The organism is Streptomyces beigongshangae, from assembly GCF_019710745.1.
GTDB classification, from domain to species: domain Bacteria; phylum Actinomycetota; class Actinomycetes; order Streptomycetales; family Streptomycetaceae; genus Streptomyces; species Streptomyces beigongshangae.
On the sequence record NZ_JAHKJW010000001.1, the window covers coordinates 25,801 to 42,206 of the forward strand.

Consider the following 16,406-nt stretch of genomic DNA (forward strand, 5'->3'; position numbering starts at 1 on the left):
GGACGCATGACCAGCACAACGGACGAGACGCTCGGGTACGAGCAGGCGCGGGACGAGCTCATCGAGGTCGTCCGCCGCCTGGAGACGGGCGGTACGACGCTTGAGGAGTCGCTGGCCCTGTGGGAGCGGGGCGAGGAGCTGGCGAAGGTGTGCCGGCGCTGGCTGGACGGCGCCCGCGCCCGCCTCGACGCCGCGCTGGCCGAGGACGAGGAAGAAGGGACCGGGGAAGAGGGGGACGGAGGGCGGCAGGACGCGGGATGAAGTCCCCGGGGCGGGACACGGGGCGGTGCCGGCGCGGCGGGACGGTCCCGGTGCGACCGGTCAAGCTGTGCACGTGTGAAGCGGATCACCTTGATCCGATTTTCGTTGAAAGTTAAACCTAATCGGCGTACCTTCATACGTGTCAGCCGGTCCCCGTGATCCGACGCACGCTCCGAGAAGGTTGTCCCATGTCTCTCGTCCTCGACCCCGCCGCCCAGGACCTCCTGTTCCGCGAGGCCCGTACCGCCAACGCCTTCACCGACGAGCCGGTGACCGACGAGCAGGTGCAGGCGATCTACGACCTGGTCAAGTACGGTCCGACCGCCTTCAACCAGTCGCCGCTGCGCATCACCCTGGTCCGCTCCCCCGAGGCCCGCGAGCGCCTGGTGCGGCACATGGCCGAGGGCAACCGGCCGAAGACGGCCGCCGCCCCGCTCGTCGCGATCCTGTCCGCGGACAACGAGTTCCACGACGAGCTGCCGTACCTCCTCCCGCACTTCCCGCAGGCCAAGGACGCGTTCTTCGCCGAGCGCCCGGTCCGCGAGGGTGCCGCCGCGCTCAACGCCGCGCTGCAGGCCGCGTACTTCATCGTCGGTGTCCGCGCCGCCGGTCTGGCCGCCGGTCCGATGACGGGCTACGACCCCGCGGGCGTCCAGAAGGAGTTCCTCGACGGTGACCACACCCCGCTGATGGTGGTCAACATCGGCCGGCCCGCCGAGAACGCCTGGTTCCCGCGCTCCCCGCGCCTGGAGTTCGACCAGGTCGTCACGACGGTCTGAAGCCCCGCGCCCGCCCGTCCGGACGCGAGCACGGACACGGACATGGGAGAGGCCCCCGGCGGCGTGCCGGGGGCCTCCCCGTGTCCTGCGTGTCCTGCCCGCTCCGCGCTCACGACGTCTTCAGCGACTCCACCATCTCCACCAGCCGGGCGAACGGCGCCGTACCCGCCACCACGGTCGTGGAGTTCTTCTCCCGGAGCACGAGGGCGTCGTACTTCGCGCCCTCGTACCGCTTCCAGGACTTCTCACCGATGCGCTGGACGACGTTCGTCTCCTCGGCGCCCTGGCTGGCGTCCTCGATGAACGTGCCGGGCTTCTGCGTGGACTGCTCGACCGCCACGTATTCCCCGTCGGGGTCGTGGAAGCCGAGGTGCCACGCGCCGAAGTCGTCCCCGCGGAACCGCACCGAGGTCGCCTTCCACTCCTCGGGCAGGCCCTCGGGCGCCGCCACCGGGTACGAGGCCGCACGGCGCGCCGTGAGGAGCTCCACGCGGTAGTCGACCCGTTCGAGCGGGGGCTCCGAGTCGTCGTTGGGGATGAAGACGTAGATGAAGCCCGCGACGATGCCGATCACGCCCAGGGACAGCACCATGTCCCGGGCCGACTGCTTGCCTTTCGTACCTGCCACCCCCCCATCGTCGCAGGTGTACTGGTCTGCTCATCCGTGGGCCCCCCTGCTCATTATGTCGGAGTGGGGATAGAGTCGGCCCGAACCCCCATCCGGCCGTCGTCGTATCAGAAAGGTGCGCTCCGATGACCGAGCATCAATTGCCGTCCGAGCTAGAGGTCCCCTCCGAGGCCCCCGACCGCAACCTCGCCCTCGAACTGGTCCGGGTCACCGAGGCCGCCGCCATGGCCGCGGGCCGCTGGGTCGGCCGCGGCGACAAGAACGGCGCCGACGGCGCGGCGGTACGGGCCATGCGCACCCTCGTCTCCACCGTCTCGATGAACGGCGTCGTCGTCATCGGCGAGGGCGAGAAGGACGAGGCCCCGATGCTCTTCAACGGGGAGCGCGTCGGGGACGGGACCGGCCCCGAGTGCGACATCGCCGTCGACCCGATCGACGGGACCACGCTCACCGCCGCGGGCATGACCAACGCGATCGCGGTGCTGGCCGCCGCCGACCGCGGCACCATGTTCGACCCGTCCGCGGTCTTCTACATGGACAAGCTGGTCACCGGGCCCGAGGCCGCCGACTTCGTCGACATCGACGCCCCGGTGTCCGTGAACATCCGCCGGGTCGCCAAGGCCAAGCGCGTCACGCCCGAGGACGTCACGGTCGTCATCCTCGACCGGCCGCGCCACGACGGCATCGTCAAGGAGATCCGGGAGACCGGCGCGCGCATCAAGCTCATCTCCGACGGCGATGTCGCGGGCTCGATCCTGGCGCTGCGCGAGGGCACGGGCATCGACCTGCTGCTCGGCATCGGCGGCACGCCCGAGGGCATCATCTCGGCCTGTGCCGTGAAGTGCCTCGGCGGCACCATCCAGGGGAAGCTGTGGCCCAAGGACGACGAGGAGCGGGCGCGGGCGGTGGACGCCGGGCACGACCTCGACCGCGTCCTGCTCACCGACGACCTGGTCTCCGGCGAGAACGTCTTCTTCGTCGCCACCGGGATCACCGACGGCGAGCTGCTGCGGGGGGTCCGGTACCGGTCCGAGACCGCCACGACCGACTCGATCGTGATGCGGTCGAAGTCGGGGACGGTGCGGCGGATCAACTCGGAGCACCGGCTGGCGAAGCTGCGGGCGTACTCGGCGATCGACTTCGACCGGGCGAAGTGACTCCGCCGGGCAGCGGCACCACTGCCGTCGTCGGTCCGCGGGTCCGCTGTGGCCGGTCGCGCGGTTCCCCGCGCCCCTGACGGGGCCACCCCCGGCACGGTGATGGGGCGCCCCTTCCTGCGCGGAGGGACGCGCCGTCGCCGTCGGGGGCTAGCCGGCCGCGGCTATGGTGCCCGCCGCCCGGGCCGCCTTCTGGAGTTCCAGGTCGCGGCGGCGCCGGCGGGCCAGGGCCACCCGGCGCTCGGCGGCGGTGAGGCCGCCCCAGACCCCGTACGGCTCGGGTTGCAGCAGGGCGTGTTCCCGGCACTCGACCATCACCGGACAGCGCGCGCAGACCCGCTTCGCCGCCTCCTCGCGGGACAGCCGGGCCGCGGTGGGTTCCTTCGAGGGCGCGAAGAACAGCCCGGCCTCGTCGCGGCGGCACACGGCCTCCGTGTGCCAGGGCACGTCCTGGTCCCTCTCGCGCACCGGCGCCGGCTGGGGCGGAACGGCAGCGACCTGCAGGGACTGATGCGGCGGATGCGGCACGGTCTACTCCTGACGACGGCTTCGCGAGCGAGAGACGACGCAGCAAGCCCTACCCGTTGTACGCGCGCCTAAGCACTCGGTTCCCGAGCACGGGGGACCGGGACCGGTGCGGCGGCCCCCTCACCGGACCGGCTCCCTCCGTACGGCGCCGGACCGGCCCCCTCCGCGGACGCCGGACGCCGGACGCGCGACCGCCCGGCGCGCGGCCGCCGCGGGATTCGCGACCGTCAACGCCCCAGGTGTTTGCGCAACGTGGCGTTCACGCGGTCGCCGACCCGGCCGAGGATGTCCTCTATCAGCTTGCCCCGCCGGGGCCTCGCCTCGATGCTGCCGAGGACGGCCAGCCCGTCCACGTAGACCACGGGCGCGTCCTGTTCGCCCGAGTCCAGCGTGTCCACCTCGAAGCTGCCGAGGACCCCGCCGCCGCTGCCGCGCAGCGACACGTTCTCCGGGACGCGGATCTCGACGCTGCCGAAGACCGAGATCGCCTTGATCACCACCTGCTGGTGCTCGAACAGCGCCTCGCTGAGGTCTATCTCCACACTGCCGAAGATCGCGTACGCGTGCGTGCGGCGGCCCACGCGCCAGCGGCCCCTGCGCACGGCGGCGCTGAACACCGCCACCACGTTCTCGTCGGCGACCGAGGGGACCGCGCCCGGCAGGGGGCGGTCGGGGGGCGGCGAGAACGCCGGCGCGGTGCGGGGCCGGTGGGCCGCCGGCAGGTCCCGCACCGGCGGTTCCAGCTCGCCCACGGTCTTCGCGCGCAGGACCTCCTCGACCCGCTCCGCGTGCTCCTCCGGGGTGAGGCGCCCCTCGGCGAGGGCCTCGCGCAGGATGTCCGCGGTCCGGTCGCGGTCCGCGTCGGAGGCCCGGAGGTCGGTACGGGTCCGGGGGTCGGTACGGGTCCGGCGGTCGGGCTCGGTGTGCTTCTGAAGGTCCACGGCAGCAGCGTACCCAAACGCGATAGATCGCGACCAGAGGGCGTGGACGGCGAACTGTGCCTCACCCCGCACCACCGGTGCCCGGGGCAGGTCCTACGCTGGTGGGCGCCGCCAACGGAGGCCGGCCGCTGTCCGTCGATGAAGGATTTGGCGAAGATGCCGCACAGTTCCCCCGCTCCCAGCCCCGCGTTCGCGTACACCGACCTGCTCCCGCAGGGAGAGGACACCACCCCGTACCGGCTGGTGACCTCCGAGGGTGTCTCCACCTTCGAGGCCGACGGGCGCACCTTCCTCAGGGTGGAGCCCGAGGCGCTGCGCACGCTCGCCGCCGAGGCGATCCACGACATCCAGCACTACCTGCGGCCCGCGCACCTCGCCCAGCTGCGGCGCATCATCGACGACCCGGAGGCGTCCGGCAACGACAAGTTCGTCGCGCTGGACCTCCTGAAGAACGCGAACATCGCGGCCGCCGGTGTCCTGCCCATGTGCCAGGACACCGGCACGGCCATCGTGATGGGCAAGCGCGGCCAGAACGTGCTCACGGCGGGGGGCGACGAGGAGGCCCTGTCCCGCGGCATCCACGACGCGTACCTGAACCTGAACCTGCGCTACTCGCAGATGGCCCCGCTCACCATGTGGGAGGAGAAGAACACCGGCACCAACCTCCCCGCCCAGATCGAGCTGTACGCGACCGACGGCGGCGCCTACAAGTTCCTCTTCATGGCCAAGGGCGGCGGCTCGGCCAACAAGTCGTTCCTCTACCAGGAGACGAAGGCCGTCCTGAACGAGGCGTCCATGATGAGGTTCCTGGAGGAGAAGATCCGCTCCCTGGGGACGGCCGCCTGTCCGCCGTACCACCTCGCGATCGTCGTCGGCGGCACGAGCGCGGAGTACGCCCTGAAGACCGCGAAGTACGCGTCCGCGCACTACCTCGACGGGATTCCGGCCGAGGGCTCCCCGCTCGGGCACGGCTTCCGGGACAGGGACCTGGAGGAGAAGGTCTTCGGGCTGACGCAGCGGATCGGGATCGGCGCGCAGTTCGGCGGCAAGTACTTCTGCCACGACGTGCGGGTGGTGCGCCTGCCGCGGCACGGCGCGTCCTGCCCGGTCGCCATCGCCGTCTCCTGCTCCGCCGACCGCCAGGCCGTCGCGAAGATCACCGCGGAGGGCGTCTTCCTGGAGCAGCTGGAGACCGACCCGGCGCGGTTCCTGCCCGACACGACGGACGAGCAGCTCGACGAGGCCGGTGACGTCGTGCGCATCGACCTGAACCGGCCGATGGACGACATCCTGGCCGAGCTGACGAAGTACCCGGTCAGGACCCGGCTCTCGCTCTCCGGGCCGCTCGTCGTGGCGCGGGACATCGCGCACGCCAAGATCAAGGAGCGGCTCGACGCGGGCGAGGGGATGCCGCAGTACCTGAAGGACCACCCGGTGTACTACGCGGGCCCCGCCAAGACGCCCGAGGGGTACGCCTCCGGGTCCTTCGGGCCGACCACGGCCGGGCGCATGGACTCCTACGTGGAGCAGTTCCAGGCGGCGGGCGGGTCCCGGGTGATGCTGGCGAAGGGGAACCGGTCGCAGCAGGTCACCGACGCGTGCGGGACCCACGGCGGGTTCTACCTCGGGTCGATCGGGGGGCCCGCGGCCCGGCTCGCGCAGGACTGCATCAAGAAGGTCGAGGTCGTCGAGTACGAGGAGCTCGGGATGGAGGCCGTGTGGAAGATCGAGGTGGAGGACTTCCCGGCGTTCGTCGTCGTCGACGACAAGGGCAACGACTTCTTCAAGGACCCGGCGCCGGCGCCGACGTTCACCTCGATCCCGGTGCGGGGGCCCGGGCTGGGGCTGGGCTGAGGGCGGAGTCCGGGCGCGGTCCGGGTGGGGGCCGGCCGCGCCCCGCGGCGGAGCCGCATGTGTCACGGCCCCGCGCCCCGGGTCTCCCTGCCCGTCCGGCGCCGGATGTCCCAGCCCGTCCGGCGCCGGGCGTTCCGGCCCGTCCGGCGTCCGGGGGCGGGCGCGCAGCGCGATTGCGGGGGTCCGGGGGGTGGCAGCCCTCCGGGACGGGAATGGGTACGGGCGGCGGCGGCGATATACCTGCCATGACCGACTACCGCATCGAACACGACTCCATGGGCGAGGTCCGCGTCCCCGCGGACGCCAAGTGGCGGGCCCAGACCCAGCGCGCCGTCGAGAACTTCCCGGTCTCCGGGCAGCGCCTGGAGCGCGCGCACATCGAGGCCCTCGCCCGGATCAAGGCGGCCGCGGCCAAGGTGAACGCCGGGCTCGGCGTACTGGACAAGGACGTCGCGGAGGCCATCCAGGAGGCCGCGGGAGAGGTCGCGGACGGCACGTGGGACGACCACTTCCCGGTGGACGTCTTCCAGACCGGCTCCGGGACCTCGTCCAACATGAACACCAACGAGGTGATCGCCACGCTGGCGACGGAGCGGCTCGGCCGGGACGTGCACCCGAACGACCACGTGAACGCCTCGCAGTCCAGCAACGACGTCTTCCCGTCCTCGATCCACATCGCCGCGACCGCCGCCGTCACCCGCGACCTCGTCCCCGCGCTGGAGCACCTCGCCGCCTCGCTGACCCGCAAGTCCGAGGAGTTCGCCGACGTCGTGAAGTCGGGGCGGACCCATCTGATGGACGCCACCCCGGTGACGCTCGGCCAGGAGTTCGCCGGGTACGCGGCCCAGGTGCGGTACGGGGTCGAGCGGCTGGAGGCGTCCCTCCCCCGGCTCGCCGAGCTGCCCCTGGGCGGCACGGCCGTCGGAACCGGGATCAACACCCCGCCGGGGTTCTCCGCCGCCGTGATCGCCGAGGTCGCGCGGGCCACCGGGCTGCCGCTCACCGAGGCGCGCGACCACTTCGAGGCACAGGGCGCACGGGACGGCGTCGTCGAGACCAGCGGGCAGCTGCGGACCGTCGCCGTGGGGCTCACGAAGATCTCCAACGATCTGCGGTGGATGGCCTCCGGGCCGCGCACGGGCCTCGCGGAGATCAATCTGCCCGACCTCCAGCCGGGCTCGTCGATCATGCCGGGCAAGGTGAACCCCGTCATCCCCGAGGCCGTCCTGATGGTGGCCGCGCAGGTGACCGGGAACGACGCCACGATCGCCGCCGCCGGGGCCTCCGGCAACTTCGAGCTGAACGTCATGCTGCCGGTCATCGCGAAGAACGTCCTGGAGTCGGTCCGGCTGCTCGCGAACGTCTCCCGGCTGCTCGCCGACCGCACCGTAGACGGGATCACGGCCAACCGCGAGCGCGCCCGGGAGTACGCCGAGTCGTCGCCGTCGGTCGTGACGCCGCTGAACAAGTACATCGGGTACGAGGAGGCCGCGAAGGTCGCCAAGAAGGCGCTGGCCGAGCGGAGGACCATCCGGGAGGTCGTCCTGGAGTCGGGGTACGTCGACCGCGGCGACCTCACCCGGGAACAGCTGGACGAGGCGCTGGATGTCCTGCGGATGACACGGCCGTAACGCCGTGCGGCCGGTGGGCGAACCATGGCATCGACCGCCGCTCCGCCCGCCTCCGGCGCCTAATATCTGTTCATGACACAGGGCGGAACGGTGACACAGGTGGAAGCGGGCGGTCCGGCGGCGTACTGGAACCCCGGGAGCCAGATCCTGTGGCGGTACCGGGAGAACGCCGGCGACCGCTTCCACATCGTGCGCCCCGTGACCGTCGTGCGGGACGACGCGGAACTGCTCGCCGTGTGGCTGGCCCCGGGGACGGAGTGCATGAGACCCGTCCTCGCGGACGGCACGCCGGTGCACACGGAACCGCTGGAGACCCGTTACACCAAGCCCCGGACCGTGCAGCGCGACCGCTGGTTCGGCACGGGCGTCCTGAAGCTGGCGCGGCCGGGCGAGCCGTGGTCGGTGTGGCTGTTCTGGGAGCCGGGCTGGCGGTTCAAGAACTGGTACGTCAACCTGGAGGAGCCGCTCGCCAGATGGTCCGGCGGGGTCGACTCCGAGGACCACTTCCTCGACATCTCGGTGCACCCGGACCGGACCTGGGGCTGGCGCGACGAGGACGAGTTCGCGCAGGCCCAGCGGGACGGCCTGATGGACGCCCGCTCGGCGGCGCGCGTCCGGGAGGCCGGACGGGCCGCGGTGGAGGTGATCCGCGTCTGGGGCCCGCCGTTCCCGGACGGCTGGGAGCGCTGGCGCCCCGATCCGGCCTGGCCCGTGCCGTCCCTGCCGGAGGACTGGGATCGCACGCCCGCGCACGTGTCCACGTGAGACCCTTGATGTGCCCCCGTGGTAGAACCGTAGGATCGTCCTCCGCAACAGCCGGTCAGGATCGGTGCACGGCACCGTCGTTGAGGAGTGGTGGCCGGGTGGCAGGCGGGTGCGCTCCGGCAACTCCCGCACGATGTGCTGTGCTTGACCGAACGTCACCGAGGGGCGGCAGGACGTGAGCGAGGGGTACGAGGGGCACAGCGGTACGGCCCGGCGCCGGCGAAACAGGTCGTTCCCGCCGGTGCCCGGAGCCCCTTCTTCTGACAGGCTGTCTGATCACGCGGGGATTCCGTTCCGGGGGCACGCATTCCGGGTATCGGGTTTCCTGCGGGACGAACTGCACGCACGGCGCGCAGCACCGGACGGATGGATTCGACACGCGTGACGGAGCACCCCATCTCCCCCGAGCGCCGGCAGCCCAGCGCTGCCCGGCCCACGGCCCCCGCGGACCCCCGCGGGGCGCTTCTGCGTACCCCGGAGCCGCCGGTACAGGGCGCCTCGGGTCTGCCCGCGCAGACCCGGCCCGCCGGGACCCCCGCCCAGGCGGGGGCCGCGGCCGTGCCCGTACCCGACGGCCAGGCTCCGGCCGGCACACCCGCCGGCAGCGGCCCCGAGCACTCCCAGCCGTCCGCGACGGAGTCCGGACCGCACCGGCCGCGGCCCGAGGCCGCCGCGGACCGGCCCGGCGCCGAGGCCATCGCCGGCGCCGCCGTCGACCAGGCCGACACGGACCGGCGTACGGGACGGAGCGCGGTGCCCGGCGCCCCCATGCCCATGCGCCGCGACGGCGACCGGCTGCGCTTCGTCGGAGCCGCGACCCGGCGGATCGCCCGCGGCATCGACCTCGACGAGATCGTGATGGGGCTGTGCCGGGCCACGGTGCCGACCTTCTCCGACGCGATCCTGGTCTACCTGCGCGATCCGCTGCCGGTGGGCGACGAGCGGCCCACCGGGCCCGTCATGCTGCGGCTGCGGCGCACGGACCGGATCCCGGAGGACCGGGACACCGAGGGCTTCCTGCTGCCCGCGCTGCAGCCGGAGCCCGACGTCGGCGTCACCGCCGAGCTGTGCACCGTACGGCCCGGCGGCGCGCTGAACGAGGTGCTGCGCGGTGTGCGGCCCGTCTTCGCGGACGCGCCCGCCGCCCGGGCCGCGCTGCCCGAGCTGATCGGCGAGGACCTGACCGTGCCGGGCGGCCAGCGCGCGATCCTCGCGCCGCTGCGCGGCCGCCGGCGCGTGATCGGGGCCGCGCTGTTCCTGCGCCGCCCCGACCGGCCCGCCTTCGAGACCGACGACCTGCTGGTCGCGGCGCAGCTCGCCACGCACAGCGCGCTCGGCATCGACAAGGCGGTGCTGTACGGGCGCGAGGCGTACATCGCGGACGAGCTGCAGCGCACGATGCTGCCCGAGACGCTGCCGCGGCCCACGGGCGTACGGCTGGCGTCCCGCTATCTGCCGGCCGCCGAGACGGCCCGGGTGGGCGGCGACTGGTACGACGCGATCCCGCTGCCGGGCAGCCGGGTCGCCCTGGTCGTCGGTGACGTCATGGGCCACTCCATGACCTCGGCGGCGATCATGGGCCAGCTGCGGACGACCGCGCAGACCCTCGCCGGGCTGGACCTGCCGCCGCAGGAGGTCCTGCACCATCTGGACGAGCAGGCCCAGCGGCTCGGCACCGACCGCATGGCGACCTGCCTGTACGCGGTGTACGACCCGGTCGCGCACCGCATCACCATCGCCAACGCCGGCCATCCGCCACCCGTCCTGCTGCATCTGGGCGGTCGCGCCGAGGTACTGCGCGTACCACCGGGTGCTCCCATCGGCGTAGGCGGAGTGGACTTCGAGGCGGTCGAGCTGGACGCGCCCGCGGGCGCCACGCTGCTGCTCTACACCGACGGGCTGGTCGAGTCGCGGCTGCGGGACGTGTGGACGGGGATAGAGCAGTTGCGGGAGCGGATCGCCGCGACCGCGCAGCTGACCGGTCCCGACCATCCGCCGCCGCTGGAGGCGCTGTGCGACGAGGTGCTCGACATGCTCGGTCCGGGTGACCGGGACGACGACATCGCGCTGCTCGCCGCGCGCTTCGACGGGATCGCGCCCAGCGACGTCGCGGTCTGGCACCTCGAACCCGAGGACGCCGCGCCCGGGCGGGCGCGGCGGCTGGCCCGCAAGGCGCTGGCCCGCTGGGACCTGGAGGAGCTGACGGACTCCGTGGAGCTGCTCGTCAGCGAGGTCGTCACCAATGCCGTGCGGTACGCCTCGCGGCCCGTCACGCTGCGGTTGCTGCGCACGGACGTGCTGCGGTGCGAGGTCGGGGACGACGTGCCGCAGCTGCCCCGGCTGCGCAATGCCCGCGCCACGGACGAGGGCGGGCGCGGGCTCTACCTGGTCAACAAGCTGGCGCGGCGGTGGGGGGCTACCCGGCTCAGCACGGGGAAGGTCGTGTGGTTCGAGTTGAACCACGGGTAGCTCCGCCGCGGGTGGGGTCCGGGGCGCGGGTGGTGCGCCGCGGGTCCGCCGTGGCCGGTCGCGCGGTTCCCCCGCGCCCCGGAAAGGACCGTGCCCTTCCCCGCGCCCTGAAAGCCCCGCGCCCCTGAAAAGTGGTTACTGGGCCGGCTGGGGGTCGTCCGGGTCCTCCGAGGGTTCCGTGTCGTCCGAGGGTGAGGTCGACGGGCTCGTCGACGGGGACGGCGACTCGTCGTCCGACGGGGACGCCTCGGGGGAGCTCTCCGCCGGAGCGCTGGACGTGGGGGGCTTCGTCGTCGGCTCCTCGGAGGACGGTTCCTCCGACGGGGTCGGCGGCGCCGGGGTGGCCGACGGGGTCGGGGTGGGCCGTACGGCCGCGCCCTGGTCCGTCTGCAGGTCGAACCTGGAGACGCCGTCCATCACGCCGAAGGTGTACGCCGCCCAGATCTGCGCCGGGAAGCCACCACCGTTGACGCGGCCGCCGCCGGCCGCGCCCTGCAGCGTGACCTGGCTGAACGCCTTGACCTCGACCGGCTTCTCCTTGCCGCACCGGGTCGTGCCCGCCTCGGCCGCCTCGCCGAAGACGCCCACCGCAGTGACGAGCTTCGGTGTGTAACCGGTGAACCAGGCCGACTTGTTGCAGTCGGAGGTGCCGGTCTTGCCGGCGACCAGCTGGCTGCCGCGGGCCGGGTTCTCGCGCACGGACGTCCGGGCCGTGCCGTCGTCGACCACGCCCGTCAGCACCGAGGTGACGGTGTCCGCCGTCCCCCGGCTGATGACCTGCTCGCCGATCGCGTCCGGGAAGCTGACCGTGCGGTCCTTGTGCTCGACCGACTTCACGAGGGTCGGGGTGACCTTCTTGCCGTGGTTGTCGAGGGTCGCGTAGACACCGGCCATCTCCAGTGGGCTCGCGCCCATGGTGCCGAGGGTCTGGGCGGGCACCGCGTCGGCGTCCTCGACGTCCATGCCGAGTTCGACCGCGGTCTTCATGACCTCCTCCATCCCGACGTCGACGCCCATCTGCGCGAAGACGGAGTTGATGGACTTGTTCATCGCCGTCTGGACGGTGACGTCGCCGTAGTCGACGTCGTCCTCGTTCGGCGGGGAGAAGCCGACCTTGGCCCCGTCGTCGACGACCGGACGCTTGCTGGTGCCGTCGTAGATCGTGCTCGCCCTGATCGGCCGGCCGTCCTGCGTCGTGGCGCTGCTCTCGACGGCCGCGGCCAGGATCAGCGGCTTGAAGGTGGAGGCGGGCTGGTAGTCGCGGCGCGTCGCGTTGTTCGTGTAGTGCTTCACGTAGTCGACGCCGCCGTACATGGCGACGACGGCACCGGTCTTCGGGTCGACGGACACGGCACCGGCCTGGACGTTCGCGTCGACCTTCCGCTTCCCGGGGTCGAGCTTGCCGGTCAGCTGGCTCCTGACCGACTTCTCCAGCTGGGCCTGCTTCTTCTTGTCGATGTTCAGCGTGATGGTCCAGCCGCCCGCCTTGACCAGGGCCGCGGCCTCCTTCATGTCCGAGGCCGTCCCCTTCGCGACGAGCTGCTCCATCAGGGCGTTGTCGGCGGCCTCCGCCATGTAGCCGGCCTGGCCCTGCATACCGGGCGCGCCCTTGGGCTCCTTCGGCACGGGGAACTTCATGCCGTCGCGCTTGGCCGGGCTGAGCCAGTCCTCCTCGACCATGTTGTCGAGGACGTAGTTCCAGCGGTCGGTGACGAGCTTCTTGCCGGTGTCGCTCGCGGCCGCCCAGTCGTACTGGCTCGGCGCCTGGAGCAGCGCGGCGAGGTACGCGCCCTGGGCGACCGTGAGCCGGTCCGCGTCGACGCGGTAGTACGCCTGGGCCGCGGCCTGGATGCCCCACGCGTTACGGCCGTAGTAGCTGGTGTTGATGTAGCCGGCGAGGATGGCGTCCTTGGACTTCTGGCGGTCCACCTTCAGCGAGATGACCAGTTCCTTCAGCTTGCGCGTGACGGTCTGGTCCTGCGTGAGGTAGTAGTTCTTGACGTACTGCTGGGTGATCGTCGAGCCGCCCTGCTTGCCCTTGCCGGAGAGCGTGTTGAGCAGGCCGCGGGCCGTTCCCCTGAAGTCGACGCCGGAGTCCTGGTAGAAGGACTTGTTCTCGGCGGCGACGAAGGTCATCCGGACGTCCTTGGAGACCTGGTCCAGGTCGACCAGCTCGCGGTTCACCTCGCCGTCGCGGGCGAGCGTCGAGCCGTCGCCGTACTTGTAGATGTTGCTCTGCTGCACCGCCGCCGCGTTCCCCTTGGGAACGTCGATCATCAGGTAGAGCCCGACGAAGGCCGCCATCGCGAGCAGACAGACGCCGAAGAACGTACCGAGGAGCTTCTTCCAGGTGAGGAAGCGGCGTATGCCGCTCTTGCCGCCGGCCCTGGCCGAGCGTCTGGGCGCGCCGCGGTGGCTGCCACGCTGCCGCGCTCGTCTCTCGTCCGCTCGTCCCATGGGTCCGTCCGCTCCGCTTCCGTCTCTCGTGTCTCACAGGTTCGTCGTTTCGGTCAGCTCAGCAAACTAACACCGAGGTGAGGGACAAACGTCTGTCGATCCGGCCTTTTACGGACGTGACAATCAGCACCTGCCCCTATGGAACCGACGATTCTCGGGTGCGGAAGGTTGTCGTGGCGGATAAAGTGATATCACTTAGATAGACACAGGACGGTCGCCCGGGCTTCGGGCGGCCGCACCGCGAAACGGGGGACACCCATGCCCACACACGATTCACCAGGCATTTCTCCGGACGCCGCCGACGTGCCCGAGATGCCCGCCCCACGCGTACGGGAGTTCCCGGCACACAGCATCGGCGGCGGGCTCGCGCTGCTGCTCGGGCTCCTCGGACTGCTGGCCGGCGCCGCGACGGTCGTCGCCGCGACCGCCGTGGACGCCACCGGCGGCAAGGCCGCGCTCATCACGGGCGGCATCCTGGTCGCCCTCGCGGCCTTCGTCGCCATGTGCGGCCTGAACATGGTGGCGCCGGGCGAGGCCCGCGTCGTCCAGCTCTTCGGCCGCTACCGCGGCACGATCCGCGAGGACGGACTGCGCTGGGTCAACCCGCTCACGTCCCGCACGAAGATCTCGACACGGGTGCGCAACCACGAGACGGCCGTCCTGAAGGTGAACGACGCCTACGGCAACCCGATCGAGCTCGCCGCCGTCGTGGTGTGGAGGGTCGAGGACACCGCGCAGGCCAGCTTCGAGGTGGACGACTTCCTGGAGTTCGTCGCCACCCAGACCGAGGCGGCCGTGCGGCACATCGCCATCGAGTACCCGTACGACGCCCACGACGAGGAGGGCCTGTCGCTGCGGGGCAACGCGGAGGAGATCACCGAGAAGCTGGCGGTCGAGCTGCACGCGCGCGTGGAGGCGGCGGGGGTGCAGATCATCGAGTCCCGCTTCACGCATCTCGCGTACGCGCCCGAGATCGCCTCCGCGATGCTCCAGCGCCAGCAGGCCGGCGCGGTCGTCGCCGCGCGGCGGCAGATCGTGGACGGGGCGGTCGGCATGGTCGAGGCGGCGCTCGCGCGGATCTCGGAGCGGGACATCGTGGAGCTGGACTCCGAGCGGAAAGCCGCGATGGTGTCGAACCTGATGGTGGTCCTGTGCGGCGACCGGGCACCGCAGCCCGTCCTCAACACCGGGTCGCTCTACCAGTGAGTTCTCCTGCGGAGGGGGAATCCCCGCGGCGGCGGCCGCAGCAGCAGCGGAAGCAGGTGCTGCTGCGGCTGGATCCGCTGGTGTACGAGGCGTTGGCCCGGTGGGCCGGGGACGAGCTGCGCTCGGCCAACGCGCAGATCGAGTTCCTGTTGCGGCGGGCCCTCGGGGAGGCGGGGCGGCTTCCCGGCGGGACGGGGCCGATCCCCCGGCGGGGGCGGCCGCCGCGTTCCGAGGAGGCGGAGGAGTAGGCCGGCGGCCCGGCGGGGGCCGGGTGCGCGGTTCCCCGCCTCCGAAGGGCGCGGGGCCGCCGGGGGCGGTTTCGGGATTGTGACAATCGGGGTCCACCTGCGGGGGAACGGTCCGCCCGGCCCTACCGGATGCAGCTCTACACGGTGTGTATACATGCGGTGTATACACGCCGTGTAGAGTGCTCGCATGTCCATTGGTCACACGCTCCTCGGGCTCCTGGAGTCCGGGCCCCGCCACGGTTACGACCTGAAGCGGGCCTTCGACGAGAAGTTCGGTCACGACCGGCCGCTCCACTACGGCCAGGTCTATTCGACGATGTCCCGGCTGCTGAAGAACGGCCTCGTGGAGGTCGACGGGATCGAGGCGGGCGACGGCCCCGAGCGGAAGCGGTACGCGATCACCGAGGCGGGCGTCACCGACGTCCAGCAGTGGCTCGCGACGCCGGAGAAGCCGGAGCCGTACCTGCAGTCGGCCCTCTACACGAAGGTCGTCCTCGCACTCCTGACGCACCGCGACGCGTCCGACATCCTCGACACGCAGCGCTCGGAGCACCTGCGCATGATGCGCATCCTCACCGACCGCAAACGCAACGGCGACCTCGCCGACCAGCTGATCTGCGACCACGCCCTCTTCCACCTCGAAGCGGACCTGCGGTGGCTCGAACTCACCGCCGCCCGCCTCGGCAAACTCGCGGAGGCGGTGGCCCGATGACCCCCGCAGGCTCCCTGCTCGTGGCCCACGACCTGCGCAAGGCGTACGGCCCCACCCACGCCCTGGACGGCGCCGGGTTCTCCATCCACCCGGGCGAGGTCGTCGCCGTGATGGGCCCCTCGGGCTCCGGCAAGTCGACCCTCCTGCACTGCCTCGCCGGCATCGTGACGCCCGACTCGGGCTCGATCATGTACAACGGCCGCGAGATGGCGACGATGAACGACTCGCAGCGCAGCGCGCTGCGGCGCTCCGAGTTCGGCTTCGTCTTCCAGTTCGGCCAATTGGTGCCGGAGCTGACCTGCGTCGAGAACGTGGCCCTGCCGCTGCGGCTGAACGGCATCCCCCGCAAGGAGGCCGAGCGCACCGCCCTGTCCTGGATGGAGCGCCTGGAGGTCGACGACCTCGGGGGCAAGCGCCCCGGCGAGGTCTCGGGCGGCCAGGGCCAGCGCGTCGCCGTGGCCCGCTCCCTGGTCACCGGCCCGCGCGTGCTGTTCGCCGACGAGCCGACGGGCGCCCTCGACTCGCTCAACGGCGAGCGGGTGATGGAGCTGCTCACGGACGCCGCCCGGTCCGCCAACGCGGCCGTCGTCCTCGTCACGCACGAGACCCGGGTGGCCGCCTACTCGGACCGCGAGATCGTCGTACGGGACGGCAGGTCCCGGGACATGGAGCGCGTCGTATGACCCCCCGTCCGCAGCTCACCGCCGCCTCGCCCGGGGCGGGCCCCGCGCCGGGCGCCCGGGAGGACTCCCGCCGCGCCGTCCCCGCAC

Annotated in this window: 15 protein-coding genes; 11 read left to right on the forward strand and 4 right to left on the reverse strand. The window is 72.0% G+C overall.

The features are described from left to right. Positions 1–6 precede the first annotated feature (6 nt). Positions 7–261 carry an exodeoxyribonuclease VII small subunit gene (locus tag KM933_RS00110; protein WP_221347653.1) on the forward strand — a complete coding sequence of 85 codons (255 nt, stop codon included), beginning with the start codon at positions 7–9 and terminating at the stop codon, positions 259–261. Positions 262–449: 188 nt separating this feature from the next. Next, positions 450–1,040, forward strand: coding sequence for a malonic semialdehyde reductase (locus tag KM933_RS00115; protein WP_221347654.1), 591 nt, complete (start codon positions 450–452; stop codon positions 1,038–1,040). 109 nt (positions 1,041–1,149) lie between these two features. On the opposite strand, the gene KM933_RS00120 is transcribed toward KM933_RS00115, so the two are convergent. Further along, positions 1,150–1,668, reverse strand: a complete 519-nt coding sequence (locus KM933_RS00120; RefSeq protein ID WP_221347655.1) for a DUF4245 domain-containing protein — start codon at positions 1,666–1,668, stop codon at positions 1,150–1,152. 125 nt (positions 1,669–1,793) lie between these two features. Here KM933_RS00120 and glpX point away from each other — a divergent pair, with 125 nt between their 5' ends. Next, positions 1,794–2,825, forward strand: coding sequence for a class II fructose-bisphosphatase (glpX, locus tag KM933_RS00125; RefSeq protein WP_221347656.1), 1,032 nt, complete (start codon positions 1,794–1,796; stop codon positions 2,823–2,825). A gap of 150 nt (positions 2,826–2,975) precedes the next feature. On the opposite strand, the gene KM933_RS00130 is transcribed toward glpX, so the two are convergent. Together KM933_RS00130 and KM933_RS00135 are read right to left on the reverse strand one after the other, a co-directional pair. Beyond that, the gene (locus KM933_RS00130; RefSeq protein WP_221347657.1) at positions 2,976–3,353 is read right to left on the reverse strand and encodes a WhiB family transcriptional regulator; all 378 of its coding nucleotides are present in this window, start codon (positions 3,351–3,353) and stop codon (positions 2,976–2,978) included. A gap of 227 nt (positions 3,354–3,580) precedes the next feature. Continuing rightward, positions 3,581–4,294 (reverse strand): DUF1707 SHOCT-like domain-containing protein, encoded by a 714-nt coding sequence (locus tag KM933_RS00135; RefSeq protein ID WP_221347658.1) that lies wholly within the window; start codon positions 4,292–4,294, stop codon positions 3,581–3,583. 156 nt (positions 4,295–4,450) lie between these two features. Between KM933_RS00135 and KM933_RS00140 the strand changes: the two genes are divergently transcribed. The 4 genes from KM933_RS00140 to KM933_RS00155 all read left to right on the forward strand — a co-directional run bounded on the left by KM933_RS00140 (position 4,451) and on the right by KM933_RS00155 (position 11,013). Continuing rightward, positions 4,451–6,148 (forward strand): fumarate hydratase, encoded by a 1,698-nt coding sequence (locus tag KM933_RS00140; protein WP_221347659.1) that lies wholly within the window; start codon positions 4,451–4,453, stop codon positions 6,146–6,148. Positions 6,149–6,393: 245 nt separating this feature from the next. Further along, on the forward strand, positions 6,394–7,779 hold the full coding sequence (locus tag KM933_RS00145) for a class II fumarate hydratase (protein ID WP_221347660.1): 1,386 nt from the start codon (positions 6,394–6,396) through the stop codon (positions 7,777–7,779). Positions 7,780–7,851: 72 nt separating this feature from the next. Beyond that, on the forward strand, positions 7,852–8,544 hold the full coding sequence (fomD, locus tag KM933_RS00150; protein ID WP_221347661.1) for a cytidylyl-2-hydroxypropylphosphonate hydrolase: 693 nt from the start codon (positions 7,852–7,854) through the stop codon (positions 8,542–8,544). Positions 8,545–8,910: 366 nt separating this feature from the next. Next, complete coding sequence (locus KM933_RS00155) at positions 8,911–11,013, forward strand: SpoIIE family protein phosphatase (RefSeq protein WP_260332834.1); 2,103 nt, start codon at positions 8,911–8,913, stop codon at positions 11,011–11,013. A gap of 135 nt (positions 11,014–11,148) precedes the next feature. On the opposite strand, the gene KM933_RS00160 is transcribed toward KM933_RS00155, so the two are convergent. Then, the gene (locus KM933_RS00160) at positions 11,149–13,470 is read right to left on the reverse strand and encodes a transglycosylase domain-containing protein (RefSeq protein WP_221347663.1); all 2,322 of its coding nucleotides are present in this window, start codon (positions 13,468–13,470) and stop codon (positions 11,149–11,151) included. A gap of 258 nt (positions 13,471–13,728) precedes the next feature. Between KM933_RS00160 and KM933_RS00165 the strand changes: the two genes are divergently transcribed. From KM933_RS00165 to KM933_RS00180, 4 genes are all read left to right on the forward strand, one after another. After that, positions 13,729–14,676: an SPFH domain-containing protein gene (locus KM933_RS00165; protein ID WP_221347664.1), complete on the forward strand. Its 948-nt coding sequence runs from the start codon at positions 13,729–13,731 to the stop codon at positions 14,674–14,676. Next, positions 14,622–14,924, forward strand: coding sequence for a type II toxin-antitoxin system antitoxin (locus tag KM933_RS00170; protein ID WP_430727253.1), 303 nt, complete (start codon positions 14,622–14,624; stop codon positions 14,922–14,924). Before KM933_RS00165 ends, KM933_RS00170 begins: the two co-directional genes overlap by 55 nt. Before the next feature lie 187 nt (positions 14,925–15,111). Next, a complete protein-coding gene (locus tag KM933_RS00175) occupies positions 15,112–15,636 on the forward strand; it encodes a PadR family transcriptional regulator (protein WP_221347666.1) in 525 nt (174 codons plus the stop codon). Next, positions 15,633–16,319, forward strand: a complete 687-nt coding sequence (locus KM933_RS00180) for an ABC transporter ATP-binding protein (RefSeq protein ID WP_221347667.1) — start codon at positions 15,633–15,635, stop codon at positions 16,317–16,319. Before KM933_RS00175 ends, KM933_RS00180 begins: the two co-directional genes overlap by 4 nt. The last annotated feature ends 87 nt before the right edge of the window (positions 16,320–16,406 follow it).